15 protein-coding genes and 1 tRNA gene are annotated in these 16918 nt (G+C 70.4%); 14 read left to right on the top strand and 2 right to left on the bottom strand.

The features are described 5' to 3' along the window. Positions 1-19 precede the first annotated feature (19 nt). The 5 genes from IL992_RS26110 (at position 20) to IL992_RS26090 (ending at position 2846) form a co-directional block, all read left to right on the top strand. A complete protein-coding gene (locus IL992_RS26110; RefSeq protein ID WP_193205996.1) occupies positions 20-541 on the top strand; it encodes a winged helix-turn-helix domain-containing protein in 522 nt (173 codons plus the stop codon). Between the two features lie 131 nt (positions 542-672). Continuing rightward, positions 673-1077: a ribosome silencing factor gene (rsfS, locus tag IL992_RS26105; protein ID WP_079321005.1), complete on the top strand. Its 405-nt coding sequence runs from the start codon at positions 673-675 to the stop codon at positions 1075-1077. 25 nt (positions 1078-1102) lie between these two features. Further along, the gene (locus IL992_RS26100) at positions 1103-1738 is read left to right on the top strand and encodes a histidine phosphatase family protein (RefSeq protein WP_193205995.1); all 636 of its coding nucleotides are present in this window, start codon (positions 1103-1105) and stop codon (positions 1736-1738) included. Positions 1739-1829: 91 nt separating this feature from the next. Further along, a tRNA-Ala gene (locus IL992_RS26095) sits at positions 1830-1902 on the top strand. 143 nt (positions 1903-2045) lie between these two features. Next, positions 2046-2846 carry a glycoside hydrolase family 16 protein gene (locus IL992_RS26090; protein ID WP_319018826.1) on the top strand — a complete coding sequence of 267 codons (801 nt, stop codon included), beginning with the start codon at positions 2046-2048 and terminating at the stop codon, positions 2844-2846. Between the two features lie 16 nt (positions 2847-2862). Here the strand turns inward: IL992_RS26090 and IL992_RS26085 are convergent, their stop codons facing one another. Beyond that, positions 2863-4248, bottom strand: coding sequence for a Dyp-type peroxidase (locus IL992_RS26085; protein WP_193205994.1), 1386 nt, complete (start codon positions 4246-4248; stop codon positions 2863-2865). 144 nt (positions 4249-4392) lie between these two features. Here IL992_RS26085 and IL992_RS26080 point away from each other — a divergent pair, with 144 nt between their 5' ends. The 8 genes from IL992_RS26080 (at position 4393) to IL992_RS26045 (ending at position 11803) form a co-directional block, all read left to right on the top strand. After that, a complete protein-coding gene (locus IL992_RS26080) occupies positions 4393-5487 on the top strand; it encodes a carboxylate-amine ligase (RefSeq protein WP_193205993.1) in 1095 nt (364 codons plus the stop codon). A gap of 75 nt (positions 5488-5562) precedes the next feature. Further along, the gene (locus tag IL992_RS26075) at positions 5563-5916 is read left to right on the top strand and encodes a hypothetical protein (protein ID WP_079320999.1); all 354 of its coding nucleotides are present in this window, start codon (positions 5563-5565) and stop codon (positions 5914-5916) included. Then, on the top strand, positions 5913-6326 hold the full coding sequence (locus tag IL992_RS26070; RefSeq protein ID WP_193205992.1) for a hypothetical protein: 414 nt from the start codon (positions 5913-5915) through the stop codon (positions 6324-6326). Before IL992_RS26075 ends, IL992_RS26070 begins: the two co-directional genes overlap by 4 nt. A gap of 71 nt (positions 6327-6397) precedes the next feature. Beyond that, the gene (locus IL992_RS26065) at positions 6398-7825 is read left to right on the top strand and encodes a CynX/NimT family MFS transporter (protein WP_226873775.1); all 1428 of its coding nucleotides are present in this window, start codon (positions 6398-6400) and stop codon (positions 7823-7825) included. A 73-nt stretch (positions 7826-7898) separates the two neighbouring features. Continuing rightward, the gene (locus IL992_RS26060; protein ID WP_193205991.1) at positions 7899-8561 is read left to right on the top strand and encodes an SRPBCC family protein; all 663 of its coding nucleotides are present in this window, start codon (positions 7899-7901) and stop codon (positions 8559-8561) included. Between the two features lie 144 nt (positions 8562-8705). Further along, positions 8706-9506, top strand: coding sequence for a dienelactone hydrolase family protein (locus IL992_RS26055; protein ID WP_193205990.1), 801 nt, complete (start codon positions 8706-8708; stop codon positions 9504-9506). Between the two features lie 220 nt (positions 9507-9726). After that, on the top strand, positions 9727-10587 hold the full coding sequence (locus IL992_RS26050; protein ID WP_193205989.1) for a DMT family transporter: 861 nt from the start codon (positions 9727-9729) through the stop codon (positions 10585-10587). Between the two features lie 235 nt (positions 10588-10822). After that, positions 10823-11803 carry a LacI family DNA-binding transcriptional regulator gene (locus IL992_RS26045; RefSeq protein ID WP_226873774.1) on the top strand — a complete coding sequence of 327 codons (981 nt, stop codon included), beginning with the start codon at positions 10823-10825 and terminating at the stop codon, positions 11801-11803. 98 nt (positions 11804-11901) lie between these two features. Here IL992_RS26045 and IL992_RS26040 read toward each other — a convergent pair whose 3' ends face one another. Beyond that, the gene (locus IL992_RS26040) at positions 11902-15657 is read right to left on the bottom strand and encodes an alpha-L-arabinofuranosidase C-terminal domain-containing protein (protein WP_193205988.1); all 3756 of its coding nucleotides are present in this window, start codon (positions 15655-15657) and stop codon (positions 11902-11904) included. 254 nt (positions 15658-15911) lie between these two features. Here IL992_RS26040 and IL992_RS26035 point away from each other — a divergent pair, with 254 nt between their 5' ends. After that, positions 15912-16904, top strand: a complete 993-nt coding sequence (locus tag IL992_RS26035; RefSeq protein ID WP_193206045.1) for a LacI family DNA-binding transcriptional regulator — start codon at positions 15912-15914, stop codon at positions 16902-16904. Positions 16905-16918 lie beyond the last annotated feature (14 nt).

The raw sequence follows: 16918 nt of genomic DNA, 5'->3' as shown, positions 1-16918 counted from the left end.
ATGGTGTTTACTTTCCGCCATGGCGGAGGCGGATCCCAGGCTCAGGGCACTCGCGCATCCGGTGCGGCTGCGCATGCTCTCGCTGATGTGGGGCGCGCCCATGTCGGCGGCCGAGCTGTCCCGCGAGCTGGGCATCTCGCATGCCCTCGCGAGCCACCACCTGCGCTGCCTGGACGAGGCAGGGCTGGCCGAGCTGGCCGACGTACGGGTCCGGCGCGGCGGCCGGGAGCGCCGCTACCGGGCGGCGGGAGGGACGCCGCTGACCGAGCAGCGGGACGGTTTCCCGCTGCTCGCCGAAGCGCTGGCGCGGTCGCTGCGCGAGCGGGCCGGGCTCCGGCGCGCGGGCGAGGAGGGGGTGACGGCCGACGCGGAGCTGTGGGTCGAGCCCGAGCTGTGGCACGACGTCCGCGGCAGGATCCTCGCCGCGATCGTCGACCTGCACGAGGGCGCGGCGGCCCCCCGTACGCCGGGAACGATCCGGGTCGGCGCCACTGTCGCCGCCTTTCCGCTTGCGGAATCCATGGGCCCGGAAGGACGTTGAACTCCTGATCCCGGGCATAACACCGGAATCGACAGGGTGTGCCGGTAGGGTCTCCCCGGGAAAGCCGGTTGTACGGGGCACTCGGAATGTGCACCCTGGAAGAGCCCGTCAACGGAGGACAGAACCGAATCGTGACAGCATCCGAGAGATCGATCCAGCTCGTGCGGGTGGCGGCCGAGGCCGCCGCCGAGAAGCTGGCCGACGACATCATCGCCTACGACGTGAGCGAACAGCTCGTCATCACCGACGCCTTCCTTCTCTGCTCCGCGTCCAACGACCGGCAGGTCCGCGCGGTCGTCGACGAGATCGAGGAGCGCCTGCGCGTGGAGGCCGACGCCAAACCCGTACGCCGTGAGGGCGAACGGGAGGGCCGCTGGGTCCTGCTCGACTACCTCGACATCGTGGTGCACGTGCAGCACGAGGAGGACCGCCACTTCTACGCGCTGGAGCGCCTGTGGAAGGACTGCCCGTCCATCGAGCTGCCGGAGAGCGTCAAGCGGGTCGCCGCGCAGCGCGGGCACGGAGCGGCCCGGTGACGAACGCCATCATCGGGGCGGCGCGATGAGCCGTCGCCTCGTCTGCCTGCGGCACGGGCAGACGCTGTGGAACGTCGAGAAGCGTTTCCAGGGACACACCGACATCGCATTGGACGAGACCGGCATCGCGCAGGCGGCCCGGGCGGCCTCTCTGCTCGCGGCGCTGCGGCCGACCATGCTCGTCTCCTCGGACCTGCGGCGCGCGTACGACACCGCCGCGGCCCTCGGCCGGCTCACCGGCCTCGACGTCGCCGTGGACAAGGACCTGCGCGAGCGCGGCGGCGGCGAGTGGGAGGGCCTGACCCGCGACGAGATCAGGGCGGGCTGGCCGGTCGAGTACGAGGCGTGGGAGGCCCCCGGCGGCGAGGATGTGGCGCACGTCGCCGACCGTGTCGCCGAAGCGATCGAGCGCTGGGCGTCCCGCCTGGACGAGGACGGCCTGCTGGTCGTCGCCTCACACGGAGCCGCGCTGCGGCTCGGCATCTGCCGTCTGCTCGGGCTGCCGCAGGAGCTGTGGTCGGCGCTCGGCAGCCTGGGCAACTGCTCGTGGTCGGTGCTGGAGGAGGGCCGCCGCGGCTGGCGCCTGCTGGAGCACAACGCGGGCACGCTGCCCGAGCCGATCAGCAGCGACGACAGCCCCGCCGCCACCGCCGACGGCTGAGACGCCTGTGACCGGTGACGATTAGGTAAACGGAAGAGCATACCTATATGCTCTCCGAGCGCCGCGCCGGGAGCACCCGGAGCGGTGGCAAGGGGCTATAGCGCAGCTGGTAGCGCACCTCCATGGCATGGAGGGGGTCTGGGGTTCGAGTCCCCATAGCTCCACACATCACGGCTGGAACTTTCACGCTCGTCTCCCGCATGACCTGCGGTCCCGCTCGGGGCCCGGGCGCGGACGTTGACTCATCTGTGACCACTGCCTGACTCTCTCGTCGGATGCCTGCATCGCCCGAGATTGGACAACCGGCGTGAGACGTCACCGTGCCCCTCTCCGTGTTCTCGCGGCCGCCGTGGTGGGCTCGGCCGTCATCCCCGCCACTCCGGCGCACGCGGCGACGTGGGAAACGGTTGTCGACACCGGCTCGTTCTCCAGCTACTCCGCCCTGGAGTCGGAGTGGAATTACCTGTATCCGTGGGGGTCCGACCACAACGGCTCCGCCCGGATGTACGGCTCGGCCGGCGACCACAACCACATCTCGCTGTCCGGCGGGGTGCTGACGCTGACCGCCACCAGGATCACCTGGGATGAGGGCACCAGCACCGCGAACCCGCACCCGGCCATCCACTACCACTCCGGCGCCATCCACGCCCGCGATCAGGTCGTGGTGAACGACCAGTTCCCCAACTGGGAGGTCAAGGGCGACTTCCAGGCGCCGTCGGCCCGCGGAACCTGGCCGGCCTTCTGGCTGACCGGCGTCAACAGCTGGCCGCCGGAGAGCGACATCCTGGAGTTCAAGGGCGACGGCCGCAACTGGTTCAACACCTTCCGCACCTCGTCCGACGTGGACAGCACGGTCGTGGGCGTGTCGTCGCCCGGCTCCTGGCACACCTACCGCGCGTGGATCACCAAGGTGAGCGCCACGGACGTGGACATCCACTACTACATCGACGGCCAGTGGAAGACCGTCCACCACGCCCGTGGCTTCGTCGGCAAGCCGATGTGGCTGATCGTCAACCTTCAGATGGAGGGCTCGTCCGGCTCTCCGGGCCCGAGCGCGAGCACCTATTACCGGGCCCGGAACGTCTACGTCGGCCGCTCCCGCGCCTGACGCGAGCGCCGGAGGATCACAGGCTCTTGAGGTAGGCGAGCGAGGGCATGAAGAAGTACTCGCCGCCCTTCATCGTCACGGTCTGGGGGACCTGGTGCTGGGGACCGCTGAGCTTCGTGCTGCCCCACGCCTTCGGATAGCGCACCTTGACATCTCGCTTGCCCTGGCCGATCACGGGGTCGTGACCGGTGCCCTGGGCGGGGAAATCGGCGTTGTCGGCCCAGCTCTGCTGGGTGAACTCGAACTGGTTCTGCAGGCTGGAGTTGAACGCCATGAACAGCAGGCCCACCCCGCCGGTCGGCCGGGTCGTCGCGGGCGCGTCGTCCCACGGCTTGTCGGCGCGCCTGCCGTACGTCTGGCCGCGCCGGGCCATCATGACGCCGAGTGCGCGCTCCAGCCCGCCGTCCCGCGAGTCCCGAGGGTTGGCCTTGCGGATGTGCGCGCTGACCGGGCACTTGGATCCGGGGTCGTCGCGGTAGCTGAAGTCGTTCTGCACCGGGTGGCCCTCGGAGCTGGGCTTGCCGTGCAGCCGCAGCGGCGTGCCGTTGCGGAACCGGCCCACCAGCATCGCGCCCGCGAGCGGCCGGTCGTCTCCCTTCAGGCCGAGCGCGTCGGCGAGGGCCTCCTCGGCCTCGCGGAACGCGCGGACGTTCTGCTCCAGCTTGCGCAGGACGAGGTAGCTGCCGAAGTGCCGGCTCGGGTGGGGAGCGAGGGGGTCGGGGACGAGCACGTGGCTCAGCGGGAAGAACGGGTTCCAGTTGGTGCCGGACTCGGCGGCCACCTGGTCGGCGAGGAACAGCGGCTGGCTGCGGCCGTCCACGTATCCGAAGTGCTCGATGCCCCGGCCCTGGGCGTCGCGCAGGCCCTCGCCCTTCTCCTCACCGACGATCTTCGCGGTCTTCGGCAGCAGGGCGAGGACGCGCTCACGGGTGGCGGCGACCGGTTCGGGCGTGGCGTCGCCGATCAGCACGATCGCGTGGATCTCCTCCTGGTAGTGCTTCTCCCAGGCGCCGACCGCCGGATCGCTCAACGTGTCCTTGCGCCGCTTCATCCCCGACTTGAACGCGTTGTCGGTGAATTTCGTGGTGGAGTCGCCCAGTTTCAGATAGCCGATTTTGCTGATACCGACGCCTACGTACGGCGTGCCGGTTTTCTTCGAGCGGTTGAAGTCGCGGACCTCCTCCAGGTGCTTCCTGGCCGATTTCATGAGCGGGACGAGGGAGCGCAGGAAGCGCCTGCCGTCCGGGCCGTCGCCGAAGTGCACGAGCAGCAGGGACATGCTTTCCCTCACGTGCGCCTGCAGGATGTTCGGCTGCAGGTTGTCGAGCATGGCCTTGGTGTCTGCGTCGAGTTTCGCCGAGTCCCAAGCGAGCGGCTTGCCGTTGGACAGGTCGACCGGCATGTCGGTTCCTTCCCCGTAGTGGAAATGTCGGGCCCCCACCGATAAGAGTCATCATCTACGGAAAAAGTTCGGCGCGCTTCGATTTTGCCCATACGCGATGGACCAGGTCAGGCCTATTCCGCACCACCGGGGTAGTGATCGGTCATGACGAAGAGACGGCCTGTCGGCGTTGAAGAGGAGTTCCTTGTCGTCGATCTCGAGACCCGGCGGCTGACGCCGCTGGCGGAGTCGATGCTGGAGCGGCTGCCGGACGAGGGGTTCGCGGCCGAACTGCAGCGCTCGGTGGTGGAGACCAACAGCACCCCGATGGAGGACCTGGGCGACGTGCGGGCCGAGATCGTGCGGCTGCGCCAGGCGCTCGTGTCGGCCGGCGAGCCGCTGGGGGTGGGCGTGATCGCCTCCGGCACGACCCCGATCACCGGTATCGAGGGCTACACGTTCACCCCCGGGGAGCGCTACGAGTACCTGTCGGAGTCCTACCGGTTCCTCGCCCAGGAGCAGCTCATCTGCGGGGCGCAGGTGCACGTGGAGATCGACGACAGGGACGTGACGGTGCTCGCCGCCCAGCGCGTGGAGGCGTGGCTCCCCCCGCTGCTCGCGCTCAGCGCCAGCTCGCCCTACTGGATGGACGAGGACAGCGGGTATGCCAGCAGCCGGGCGCTGACCTGGCAGCGCTGGCCGACGGCGGGACCGCTCGGCCCGTTCGCCGACGCCGCCGAATATGACAGAACGGCCGAGGACCTGGTGGCGTCCGGCGTCATCGAGGACCAGGGCATGGTCTACTTCGACCTGCGGCTCAGCGCCCACGTGCCGACGGTGGAGATGCGCATCTGCGACTCCTGCCCGCTCGCCGACGACGTGGTGCTGCTCGCCGGCCTCTTCCGCGCCCTCATGACGAGGGAGATGGAAGCCGTGGAGCGGGGTGAGCCGCCGACCGGCGAGCAGCGCCTGGCGCTGCTGCGGGCGGCCAACTGGCGGGCGGCCCGCGACGGGCTGGAGGGCGATCTGCTGTCGCCGGTGACGAGCCGGCCCGCGCCGGCCCCGCGGCTCATCACCTGGATGCTGGAGGAGTTGCGGCCGACCCTGGAGAAGCTGGGCGACTGGGAGATCGTCTCCGAGCTCGCCGACGCCGCGCTGCGCCGGGGCAGCTCCGCCTCGCGCCAGCGAGGGGCGTACGCGGTCAACGGGAAGCCGGAGGACGCGGTCGACCTGCTGCTCGCGGAGACACGGCAGCGCTAGGAGGGCGTGCGACAGGGCGGGCGTGCGGGCCGATACCCTACTGGCCATGTCTGCGATCCCCGCCCTGAGCGCGGCATGAACGGCGCCTATTCGGGCTGGCTGATCGGTGCCGCCCTGCTGCTGGCGCTCGTCGGCGTCGTCACCGCCGTACGGGACCGGCCGATGGGGCCGGTGCTGCTGGCCGGGCTGGGACTGCTGGAGCTCGCCGTGCTCGCGCAGGCGGGCTTCGCGCTCGCCGGGCTCGGCCACGTGGTGGAGAAGGCGACCTTCATCGGCTACCTGGCGGGCACCGTGGTGATCCCGCCCGCCGCCATGTGGTGGGGCCGGGCGGAGCGTACGCGCTGGGGCCCGGGGGTCATCGCCGTGGCCGCCTTCACCGTGGCCGTCATGACCGGACGGCTGCTGCAGATCTGGAACGCGGGCGCATGAGCGCCCCTTCCGGACAGGACCGGGGCGGCGAGGCCGTACGCTCCGGGCCGGGACGCGTGCTCGTGGCCGTGTACGGGATCTTCGCGCTGGCCGCGACCTCCCGCGCCGCCGTGCAGATCGCCACGAGATTCGCCGAGGCGCCGCTGGCGTACGCGCTGTCGGCGTTCGCCGGAGTGGTCTACATCGTGCTCACGGTGGCGTTGGCCCGGGGCGCCCGGCGCGTCGCGGTGGCCGCCTGCCTGGTCGAGCTGGCCGGGGTGCTGGTCGTCGGCACGCTGAGCCTGGCCGACCCCGCCGCGTTCCCGCAGGCCACCGTGTGGTCCGGGTACGGCAGCGGGTATCTGTTCGTGCCGCTCGCGCTGCCCGTCATCGGCCTCCTGTGGTTGCTGCGCGGAGTCCGCCGCTCGTAACGGTCCCGGGGAGCAGGGAACAAATGAGAGCTATGAGGGCTTTGGTATGGTGTCAATCGTAGGATGACCGGATGAGGGGAGATGTTGCGGCGATGAGTGCCGTCGTGACGCGGAGGGGCGTGCTGCGAGCACAGGGCGGATCGATGGCGTGGCTGATCGCCGGGGGCATCGCCCTCGCCGCGTTGAACCTGCGCACCGCGGTGACCAGCGTGGGGACCGTCCTCGACCAGGTGAGCGCCGGGTTGGGTCTGTCGGGGGCGATGACGGGGCTCCTCACGACGCTGCCGGTGATGAGCTTCGCCCTGTTCGGCGCGCTGACGCCGGCCCTGTCGCGCAGGATGGGGGAGCACCGGCTGCTGCTGGCCGCGATCGTCCTGCTCGCGGCGGGGCAGGCCGTGCGCTCCCTCGTCGGCTCGGCCGTGCCGTTCATGGCCGCCAGCGCGGTCGCGCTGGCGGGCGGCGCGGTCGGCAACGTCGTCATCCCCGCGCTGATCAAGAGGCACTTCCCCCGGCGGGCGGGTGCGATGACCACCGTCTACTCGACGGCCCTCGCGGCCGGGACGATGGTCGCCGCGGCCGCGACCGTTCCCGTGCAGCAGGCCGCGGGAGGCAACTGGCACGTGGCACTCGGGGTGTGGGCGGCTCTGGCCGCCGTGGCCGCGATTCCGTGGCTCGCGCTCAGGCGCGGTGAGCCGGAGCGGCGCGACACATCCGCGAGGGCCGGAGCCGACGGCCTCCTGCGCAGCAGGCTCGCCTGGGCCGTGGCCGGATACTTCGGCTCGCAGTCGCTCATCGCGTACGTGATGTTCGGCTGGCTGCCGCTGCTGCTGCGGGACAACGGCTACACCGCCGGCCAGGCCGGCCTGGTCCTCGCCGTGTTCACCGGGCTCGGGATCCCCGTCTCCATGGCGGTGCCCGCGCTGGCGGCCCGGCTGTCCGGCCAGCGCCCGCTCGTGATCGCCTTCGCCGTCCTGTACGCGGCCGGCTTCGCGGGCCTGCTCACCGGGCAGGCGCTGTGGGCGTGGTCGATCCTCGTGGCCGTCGGCGGGGGCACGTTCCCGCTCGCGCTGGCGATGCTGGCCATGCGGACCCGCACGGCGGCGGGCACCGCCGCGCTGTCCGCCTTCGGACAGAGCGCCGGCTATCTCATCGCGGGCGCAGGTCCGATCACGTTCGGCCTGCTCCACCAGGTGAGCGGCGGGTGGGCGCTGCCGTTCGGGCTGCTGTTCGCCGCGCTCGCCGTTCAGGTGGTCACCGGCTGGTACGCGGCGGCCGACCGCACCCTGGAAGACGAGGCTCCGCCCGCGCCCGGTGGGCGGCGCAGCGACCACGTCTCGCGGGGCGTGCGCGACCTCGTCGCGGGACGGATGCGTCGGTCGGCCGACACGGCGCGGCGGGCGCGGTCGGGCGACGGGGGCAACGGGGGCAACGCGGCCCGGCCGCGCCTGGCCCGTCCGGCCGGACGCCACGAGAAGCGCCGCAGGTCGGCCTCCCGCTGAGGCCGCGCACCCGGGTTTACGTCCATCTCTCAGGGCAGGCGTAGCGCAGAAACCCACGAGAGAAGGAGAAGGCATGAGCTCGATCGAACAGTCCGTCGATGTGAATGTCCCGATCCGCACCGCGTACAACCAGTGGACGCAGTTCGAGAGCTTCCCGGAGTTCATGGAGGGCGTGGAGTCGGTCAAGCAGATCGGCGACACGCGCACCGACTGGGTCGTCGAGATCGCGGGCGTCCGCCGCGAGTTCGAGGCGGAGATCACCGAGCAGCACCCCGATGAGAGGGTGGCCTGGCGCTCGGTGGACACGCCGCGGCAGGCCGGCGTGGTCACCTTCCATCGGATCGACGACAACACGACCCGGGTCACGCTGCAGATGGAGTACGACCCCGAGGGCTTCCTGGAGAAGGCGGCGGACGCCCTGCAGATCGTCCGCATGCGCGTCAAGGGCGACCTGGAGCGTTTCAAGACGTTCATCGAGTCGCGCGGCGGCGAGACCGGCGGCTGGCGCGGCGAGGTTCCCGGCCCGCACCAGCAGGGCGGCACGCGCCTCGGCGGCTCCGGCACGGGCTACGACATCGGCGAGCCGATGCCGCCCCAGACCGTGAATCCCGAGTATCCGCGCGAGACGCCGCTGCCGCCGCCCGGCACCGGCCCGATCCCGCCCGCTCCCGGCACGGGTCCCGTCCCCGGCACCGGCCCGGTGCCGCCGCGTGACACACCCGGCCCGGTGATCTGATCCATACGACGAGGCCCGTCTCCCGCACCCCGGGAGGCGGGCCTATTCGTTATTCGTGAGTGATCGAAAATTTATTTCGTTCTGATATGATATCGAATCTGTCTTATAGCCTCACGGGCGTACCCGATCAATGCAGTGAAAGGGATGTCGCCTGTGTGTTACGAGCCAGATGCCGTGCCGCCCGTCCACGGTTCTCCGGTCACGACCGTCACGTCCGAGCGCCTCGTGCTGACCTCGGCCGACGGGGCGAGGTTCGCGGCTCACCTGTCCCGCCCCGGCCGCCCGTCCGGTCCTGCGGTGCTCGTCCTGCCGGACAACCGCGGACTGTCGGGATTCTACGAGCGCCTCACAGAACGGCTCGCCGAGCAGGGGCACACCGCGCTCGCCGTCGACTATTTCGGGCGTACGGCCGGGACCGATCCGCGGCCCGACGACTTCCCCTTCATGGAGCACCTGGGCAAGGCGCACAAGGACGGGCTGTTCGCCGACATCGCCGCCGGCGCCGCACATCTGCGGGCCGAATGCGACGAGGAAATCGTCTCCCTCGGCTTCTGCTTCGGCGGCAGGCTCGCGTTCATGACGGCCCGGCCCGCCTTTGGGCTCGCCGGCACCATCGGCCTGTACGGATATCCGGACGTGCTGTTCGGCAAGCCCGGCCCCACCCAGATGGCGGGCGAGCTACGCGGGCCGATCCTGGGGTTGTTCGGCGGCGCGGACGAGGGCATCTCCACCGACGTGGTGCGCGCGTTCGACGAGGCGCTGGAAGGCGCGGGCGTTGCGCACGAGTTCGTCACCTATCCGGGGGCGCCGCACGGCTTCTTCGAGCTGGGCCGCCCGGAGCTGGCCGAGGCCTGCGCCGACGCCTGGTCACGCATCCTCGACTTCCTGAAGCGGACAGCCCGAGGCGACCTGACCTCGCCTCGGGCTGCCACGATGCAAGACTAAGCCTTCCGGCTCCCGCCGCGCGCACCGGCACCCCCGAAAGTGCCGAAATGGTGATGCGGCGAGCCGTGCGGACCCGTTACGGTGCCCGCGTGACATTGATCGTCTCTCCGCCGCCCGCTCGCTAGCGGGCGGCGCCATCCGGTGAGCCGGGCCAGGGCGGCCCGGCCGGTGGCCCCTGCCCGCCTGCGGGAATCGGGCCCACCTCACTGGAGAGACGTCGATGAATCACGCTCCAGCCCTGTCCGTACGGCAGGGCCTTGTCTACGTGTCCACCGCCGCGGTCGCCTGGGGAACCGGGGGAGCGGCGGGGGCTGTCCTGCACGGCGCGGGGCAGCTGAGTCCCGTCGCCGTGTCGTTCTGGCGCTTCGCCTGCGGCGCGGCGCTCCTGCTCGCCGTCGCCCGCAGCCGCCCCTCCTGGCGGGCGGTGCTGCTCGTCGGCCCGGCGATGGCGGTGTGCCAGGCGGCCTACTTCGCGGCCATCGCCGAGGCCGGGGTCGCGGTCGCCACGATGATCACTATGGGCGCCACCCCGCTCCTGGTGGCGGCCGGTGGCCGGGTCTTCCTGGGCGAGCCGCTGGGCCGCACCGGCCTCGGATGCGCGGCGCTCGCCGTCGCCGGTCTGGCCATGCTCACGGGAGGCGCGCAGACGGTCACCCCGGTGGGCGCCGGCTACGCGCTGCTGTCGGCGTTGGCCTACTCCCTCGTCACCCTCACGACCCGTCGGATGCCCGCCGACGGCGTGGCCGTGTGGGGGTTCGCCGGAGGCGCGGCCTGCCTGCTCCCGCTCGCCGCCGCCGGAGGGCTGCTGCCCGCCGGGCACACCGTGACGAACGTGCTGCTGCTCGGCTACCTGGCGGCGGTGCCGACGGCGCTCGCGTACGGGCTGTTCTTCGCGGGACTGCGCGTCGTGGGCGGCACCACGGCGGCCGTCCTCTCCCTGCTCGAACCGCTGGTGGCCGCCGTCATCGGCGTCGTGCTGCTGGGGGAGCGCCTGTCGGCCGTACAGGTGGGCGGGGCGAGCGTGCTCCTGTTCGCCCTCGCCTGGCTCGCCAGGGGGGAACTTCGCCGCGCCCCGCGCTAACGCAGGGGCCGAACGACCTGTTAGCGATACCATGAGCTGGGGGCAGTGCGCGTACGCGGTCACCAAACGGAACGTTCCCCACCGGGCTCGTGACGCAACAGTGATCACCACGGTATTGACACGGCTCGCTGTTATCGCAAACAGTCAGGAAACCTGATCCGGAATGAGCGGGGCGCGGCGGATGACGAAGGTCCGGCCTGGAGAGAGCCCGACCGAACGCCCGAAGGCGGCGGTCATGGAGGACGTCGCGGAGCTGGCAGGAGTGTCGGCGATGACGGTGTCGAGAGTGCTGAACGCCCCGGAGAAGGTGCGCCCGGAGACCCGGGCGCGCGTTCTCGCGGCGGTCCGCGAGCTCGACTACCGGCCCAATTCGGCGGCGCGGGTCCTGGTGACCGGCCGCTCAGGTGTGCTGGGGGTCGTCTGCTTCGACACCACCCTGTACGGCCCGGCCTCCACGTTGTTCGGCATCGAGCAGGCGGCCAGGGACAGCGACTACCTGGTCAGCATCGCCAGCCTGCCCGCGCTCAACCGCAGCTGGATCACCAGGGGAATCGACCGCCTGCGGTCCCAGTCGGTGGACGGCGTCATCGTCGTCGCGCCGCACGAGTCGGCCGCCGAGGGGCTCCGGCACCTTCCCCCGGGCCTCCCGGTGGTCGACGTCGGCGGAGGCACGGATCTGCCGGTGCCGGTGGCGGCGGTGGACCAGTACGCCGGCGCCGCCCGCGCCACCCGCCACCTGCTCAGTCTCGGTCACCGCACCGTCTGGCACCTGTCGGGCCCGCCCAACTGGATAGACGCGAGCGGCCGGGTAGCCGGCTGGCGGTCGGCGCTGGAGGCGGAGGGCAGGGAGGTGCCCGAGCCGCTGGTCGGCGACTGGACCGCCCACTCCGGCTACGAGATCGGCAAGCGGCTCGCCCGTGAGCCCGACGTGACGGCGATCTTCGTGGCCAACGACCACATGGCGATGGGCGTGCTGCGGGCCCTGCGGGAGACGGGCCGGCGAGTTCCTGAGGACGTGAGCGTCGTCGGCTTCGACGACGTCCCCGAGGCGGCCTACTTCTGGCCGCCCCTGACCACCGTACGGCAGAACTTCGGCGAGGTCGGCCGGCAGGCGTTCCAGCTCCTGCTGGACCGCATCGCCGGGGTGGAGGGCGAGGCGAGGCGCATGGTGGAGCCCGAACTCGTGGTGAGGGAGAGCACCGGCGTCAGCCCCTGAAAAGCGGACACACGTGAGAACGGCGGCAGGCGTGTCCACGCCTGCCGCCGCTCGGGAGGAGCCGCCCGGGGCGATGGCGCACCCCGGGCGGCCGCTTGTTACGGCTTCACCTCCAGCGTCACCGTGGTGGCCGACGGCCGGAAGCGGGCGTCGCCGGAGTAGGAGACGGTGAGCTCGTGCGTGCCGGCCGGCAGGTCGAGGCCGAGTTCGGTCTTGCCCTGGCCACCGGGGTTGACCGTCCCCTCGCCGAGGATCGTCGCGCCCTCGGACACGGTCACCTCACCGGTCGCGCCCTCCGGGTCCACGCTGTAGTGAACCTGGACCTTCTTGCCCTGCTTCACCTGCTTGGGCGACGCGTGAGCGGTGACGGTCGTGTCGGCCCGGGTGTCCTTGCCGAGGCGGATGAACGTCACCGAGTGGGCCGGGAAGTCGTAGGTGAAGGCAGAGGAGAATCCGCTCACCTCCCGCTCGACCGGGGAGATCTTCGTGGGCTCGGCGAGCGAGTTCACGGCGGCGGGGTCACCGGTCAGCGAGGTGACGAGGGCCTTCGGGGCGATCTTGGCGCCGCCGAGGTCGACCGTGCTGCGCACGGCGGTGTCCTGGGCGTTGACGGCCTTGACCACCACGTCGCCGGTGTCGCTGTCCTTCGAGACCACCTGGTAGAGCGGCTCGACGGAGGCGTTGTCGGTGAAGTCGTTGATCTTCTGGCCGTCCAGCCAGGTGGTGATGTGCCGCCCGGAGACCTGGATCTTGATCTTGTAGTCGCGACCGGTCTGGACCGTGGTGCTCGACGTCGCGATCGACGACTTGGAGCCGTTCGTCGCCTTCTCGATGGCCGACTGGGTGTTGTTCCAGCCGCCGATGTTCCACCAGTAGAAGTTCCCGGTGTCCTTCGCGCCGAACATCACCAGGAAGCCCTCGGCGCCGCCGGTCTTGCGTGCCGTGACCTCCAGCGTGTAGTTGGACCAGTCCGTCGAGCCGGCCGTGGAGCGGGCGTCGGTCACGTTGGCCGTCTGGACGTACGCGCCGTCCTGCACCGCCCACGTTCCCTGGCCGGGGGTCCACTTGCCCGTGCCGTTCGAGAAGTCGTCGCTGAACAGGACCGTGCCGTCGGCCCCGGTCACCTTGACGTCGTCGTAGCGGACCTGGGTGCTCCAGGAGCCGAGGCCGATGGCGCCCTTGATGTCGTCGACCGGCAGCGGGCTCGCCTTGTACGTGCTCGGCAGCACGGTGTCGCCCACGTTGCGGGAGAACAGGCGCTGCACGTAGTAGCTGGGGGAGCCGTACACCTGGTCGTTGTCGAACCAGATGAGGTCCGGCGTCCAGTTGACGTAGTCGACGTTGGACAGCAGCGGCGCGTACGACGCCAGCTCGACGACGTCGGAGTTGCGCTCGATGCCGGTCAGGTACGACGCCTCGGTCAGCGCGTTCCAGTACGTGTTGCCCTTCGAGGCGTACTCGCCGACGAACACGTGCGGGCCGCTGCGGTCGTAGGTGTCGTAACGGTGGTTGTTGGCCAGGAACCAGCTCGGGTCGTTGTAGTAGTGCTCGTCGACCAGGTCGGCCTTCTGGTCACGTGCGAACTGCCACATCCGGTCGAACCAGGAGCCCTGGGACGTCTGGCCGGCGTTCGAGAGGATCTTGATGTCCGGGTACTTGGCCCGGATCGCGCTCGCGAACTTGGGGAAGTTCGTGAAGAACTCGGTGTAGATCTCCTCGTTGCCGAGGCCGATGTACTTGAGGTCGAACGGCTTGGGGTGGCCCATGGCGGCCCGCTTGGCACCCCAGGTGGAGTCGGCCGGGCCGTTGGCGAACTCGATCAGGTCGAGCGTGTCCTGGACCCACCGCTGGAGCTTGGCCTCGTCGGTCAGCGGCCGGTTCTCGTTGCAGCCGTTGACGCCCACCGAGAGCACCGGCAGCGGCTCGGCGCCCAGGTCCTCCGCGAACTGGAAGTACTCGTAGTAGCCGATGCCGTACGTCTGGTTGTAGCCCCAGAAGTTGAAGTTCGTCGGCCGCTCCTCGACCGGGCCGAGCGTCTCCTTCCACTGGTAGATGCGGCGCCGGTCCTGGTTGAGCGAGTACGGGTCGTAGGTGCCGACGTTGGTCACGCACCCGCCGGGGAAGCGCAGGAACCGCGGCTTGAGCGCGGCGATCGTCTCGGCGATGTCCTTGCGCATGCCGTTCTCGCGGCCCTTGAAGGTGTCCTCGGGGAACAGCGAGATCATGTCGAGGTCGACCCGGCCGGTGCCGCCGGCCAGCACGACCAGGCGCGCGGCGTCCGTGGTCTCGCTCGTGGTGATCGTCGCGGTGTACTTCTTCCAGTCGGCCGACTGGGCGTCGATCGTGGCGGTGCCGTAAACCTTGGAGCCGTCGGCGCTCTCGATGGACGCGGTGATCGGGCCGCCGCCGGTGCGCCGGGCGAACAGCGACAGGTCGTAGGTCTTGCCGGCCTGGACCGCGATGCCCTTGTTGAAGCCGGCGTTGCTCACGCCGTAGCCGGTGCCCGGGTTCGTGATGTCCAGCCGCAGGAAGTTGCGGTTGTTGCCGTTCAGCGGCTGGTCGCCGGACACCGCGGCCGTGCCGGCCGCGCCGCCGCGCCCGACTTTGGTCCACGCGGTCAGGCCGTTGTAGTTCCGGTTGTCCACCGAGTTGAACTCGAAGGACCGGTTCTGCACGAGCTCGGCGTACAGGCCGCCGTCGGCCGCGTGGTTGATGTCCTCGTAGAAGATGCCGTACAGGTTGGGGCTGACCTTGGTGCCGGCCGCGGTGGTGTCCACCTTGAGCTCGCCGACGTCCTTGGCATAGCCCTCGACCTGGAACTTCGTCCCCTGGCCTGCGGCGACGAGTCTGCCGTCGCTGACCGTGATCCGCTTGTCCCCGGCCGACAGGTACACCTTGCCGCCGCCGGCGTCGCGGAGCTGGAACGCTCCAGCCGTCGAGCCGAGGCGCAGTGTGGAGTCGTCCGCGACCTGCAGGTAGCCCTTGCCGTTCAGGTCCTTGAGCGCCACCGTGCCGTCGCCCTTGTCCTCGGCGGTGACCGCGAGGCTCGTCATGCCCTGGGCGTCGGAGGCGACCACCTGCCCGTCCTTGGCGGCCGACAGGTACGGCGCGGAACCGGCCGCGCGCAGCGTGAACGCACCGGACGGGACGATCGTCTTGCCCTCGGCCGCCTTGACCGCGAAGTAGTCGAAGTCGGCCGCGATCGGCGTGCCGTTCTGCGCGGACAGCGCGAACAGCCCGACCTGCTTGACGTCCAGTGCGGCGGTGACCTTGGACGCCTGCACCCAGGCCGAGCCGTCCCAGTACGACGAGGTGAACTGGTTGCCCGACCTCGTCAGCTTGAGAATCTCGCCCGTGGATCCGGAGCGGCTCGCGAAGGCCGCGGTGAAGGCCGCCTTCACCTCGGTGTCGGTCTCGATGACGTTGCCCCCGGACGAGCCGACGTGGGCGAGCCCGGCGCGGACGTAGTTGTCCCAGTCCTGCCAGGCGAAGATGCCGGCACTCTGGTAGTCGAGCGCGACCGGGGCGCTGAACTTCGTGACGACCTCGAAGTCCCCGGCGGGGACGTCCATGAGGAAGATGTTCTTGGCCGAGTTGTCGGTCTGGTAGGTGTCGCCCTTCAGCGAGTGGAGCCGCAGGCTGCCGGGCTGCTCGCTCAGGGACCACTGGGTGTTGTCGGGGTTGAGAACCTGCCAGTCGGGACCGAGCGCGGCGGCGTCGAACTGGTCGACGGACGCGCCGGTGGGGATCGGGTCGGCGATTTCGGCCTGAGCCGGCGTGGTGGAGAGCACGCCGCCCACCACACCGCTCACCATGGCCGCCGACAAGGCCAGTGACCAGGCCTTTCTGCTCATTCGGGGGGCTCCTCCGGTTTCTGTTAGCGTTAACATCAGGCGATGGTCGCGAAGTGAGCGCTAACAAGCTGGATTCGGCCACCAGTTAAGGGCCATGCGGCATGTCCGTCAATAGGACGTTAACGCGATGTTTCGGTGTGACCGGACCGTAACCGGCCACCACCTTGACGGGGGGTCGTGTTAACGCTCACAGTCTTCCCAAGCAGTTGAGAGGAGCGCCAGTGGGACCCAACGTCGACCGCCGCCCGCCCGTCATGGCCGACGTGGCCAGGCTGGCCGGAGTGTCGCACCAGACGGTCTCGCGGGTGCTCAACGACCATCCGAACGTCCGCGCCGAGACCCGCACCCGGGTCATGCGGGCCATCGACCAGCTCGGTTACCGCCGCAACCTCGTCGCCCGGGCCCTGGTCACCAAGCACTCGCGCACGCTGGGCGTGGTCAGCTTCGACACGACGCTGTACGGCCCGGCAAGCACGGTATACGGAATCGAGCAGGCGGCGAGGGACGCGGGCTACTTCGTGAGCATCGTGAGCCTGCGGACCATCGACAGGGCCGGCGTGAACGACGCGATCGGCTACCTCGCCGAGCAGGGCGTGGACGGCATCGTCGTCGTCGCCCCGCAGCGGTCGGCGGCCCGGGCGCTCGACGACCTGCCGGCGGGCATGCCCGCCGTGGCCGTCGAGGGCTGGCACCAGGGCGAGGTCTCCGTGGTGAGCGTCGACCAGGTCGAGGGCGCCAGGCTGGCGACCTCGCACCTGCTCGACCTCGGGCACGAGACCGTCTGGCATGTCAGCGGCCCGGCGGACTGGCTGGAGGCCGAGGGCCGGATCGAGGGCTGGCGCGCGGTGCTGACCGCCGCGGGGCGGCCCGTCCCCGGCATGCTGACCGGCGACTGGAGCCCTCGATCGGGTTACCACGCCGGCAAGGAGCTCGCCGCCATGGCGGGCGACGTCACCGCGGTGTTCGTCGCCAACGACCAGATGGCGCTCGGCCTCCTGCGCGCGTTCACGGAGGAGGGGGTGAAAGTCCCCGAGCAGATCAGCATCGTGGGCTTCGACGACATCCCTGAGTCGGAGTTCTTCTCCCCGCCGCTCACCACCATCAGACAGGACTTCGGGGCCGTAGGCAGGCGCAGCATCGACGTGCTGCTCCGGCAGATCGAGTCGGGCGAGGGGCTGCCTCATGAGCGTCTCGTCGTGCCTCCCCAGTTCGTGCTCAGGGGAAGCACAGCCGTCGCCGCGCGCTAGCCGCACGGAAACAC

The organism is Microbispora sitophila, assembly GCF_014892245.1.
In the GTDB taxonomy this organism is placed as follows: Bacteria; Actinomycetota; Actinomycetes; order Streptosporangiales; family Streptosporangiaceae; genus Microbispora; species Microbispora siamensis.
Note: the sequence above shows the minus strand (reverse complement) of the source record. Positions and strands in the feature narration are given on the sequence as shown.

What these genes read in the sequence shown, in the direction of transcription:
- IL992_RS26110 (WP_193205996.1), top strand. Translation starts at nt 20, where the DNA reads ATGGCGGAGGCGGATCCCAGGCTCAGGGCACTCGCGCATCCGGTGCGG.
- IL992_RS26100 (WP_193205995.1), top strand. Translation starts at nt 1,103, where the DNA reads ATGAGCCGTCGCCTCGTCTGCCTGCGGCACGGGCAGACGCTGTGGAAC.
- IL992_RS26085 (WP_193205994.1), bottom strand. Translation starts at nt 4,248, where the DNA reads ATGCCGGTCGACCTGTCCAACGGCAAGCCGCTCGCTTGGGACTCGGCG.
- IL992_RS26080 (WP_193205993.1), top strand. Translation starts at nt 4,393, where the DNA reads ATGACGAAGAGACGGCCTGTCGGCGTTGAAGAGGAGTTCCTTGTCGTC.
- IL992_RS26075 (WP_079320999.1), top strand. Translation starts at nt 5,563, where the DNA reads ATGAACGGCGCCTATTCGGGCTGGCTGATCGGTGCCGCCCTGCTGCTG.
- IL992_RS26070 (WP_193205992.1), top strand. Translation starts at nt 5,913, where the DNA reads ATGAGCGCCCCTTCCGGACAGGACCGGGGCGGCGAGGCCGTACGCTCC.
- IL992_RS26065 (WP_226873775.1), top strand. Translation starts at nt 6,398, where the DNA reads ATGAGGGGAGATGTTGCGGCGATGAGTGCCGTCGTGACGCGGAGGGGC.
- IL992_RS26060 (WP_193205991.1), top strand. Translation starts at nt 7,899, where the DNA reads ATGAGCTCGATCGAACAGTCCGTCGATGTGAATGTCCCGATCCGCACC.
- IL992_RS26055 (WP_193205990.1), top strand. Translation starts at nt 8,706, where the DNA reads ATGTCGCCTGTGTGTTACGAGCCAGATGCCGTGCCGCCCGTCCACGGT.
- IL992_RS26050 (WP_193205989.1), top strand. Translation starts at nt 9,727, where the DNA reads ATGAATCACGCTCCAGCCCTGTCCGTACGGCAGGGCCTTGTCTACGTG.
- IL992_RS26045 (WP_226873774.1), top strand. Translation starts at nt 10,823, where the DNA reads ATGGAGGACGTCGCGGAGCTGGCAGGAGTGTCGGCGATGACGGTGTCG.
- IL992_RS26040 (WP_193205988.1), bottom strand. Translation starts at nt 15,657, where the DNA reads ATGAGCAGAAAGGCCTGGTCACTGGCCTTGTCGGCGGCCATGGTGAGC.
- IL992_RS26035 (WP_193206045.1), top strand. Translation starts at nt 15,912, where the DNA reads ATGGCCGACGTGGCCAGGCTGGCCGGAGTGTCGCACCAGACGGTCTCG.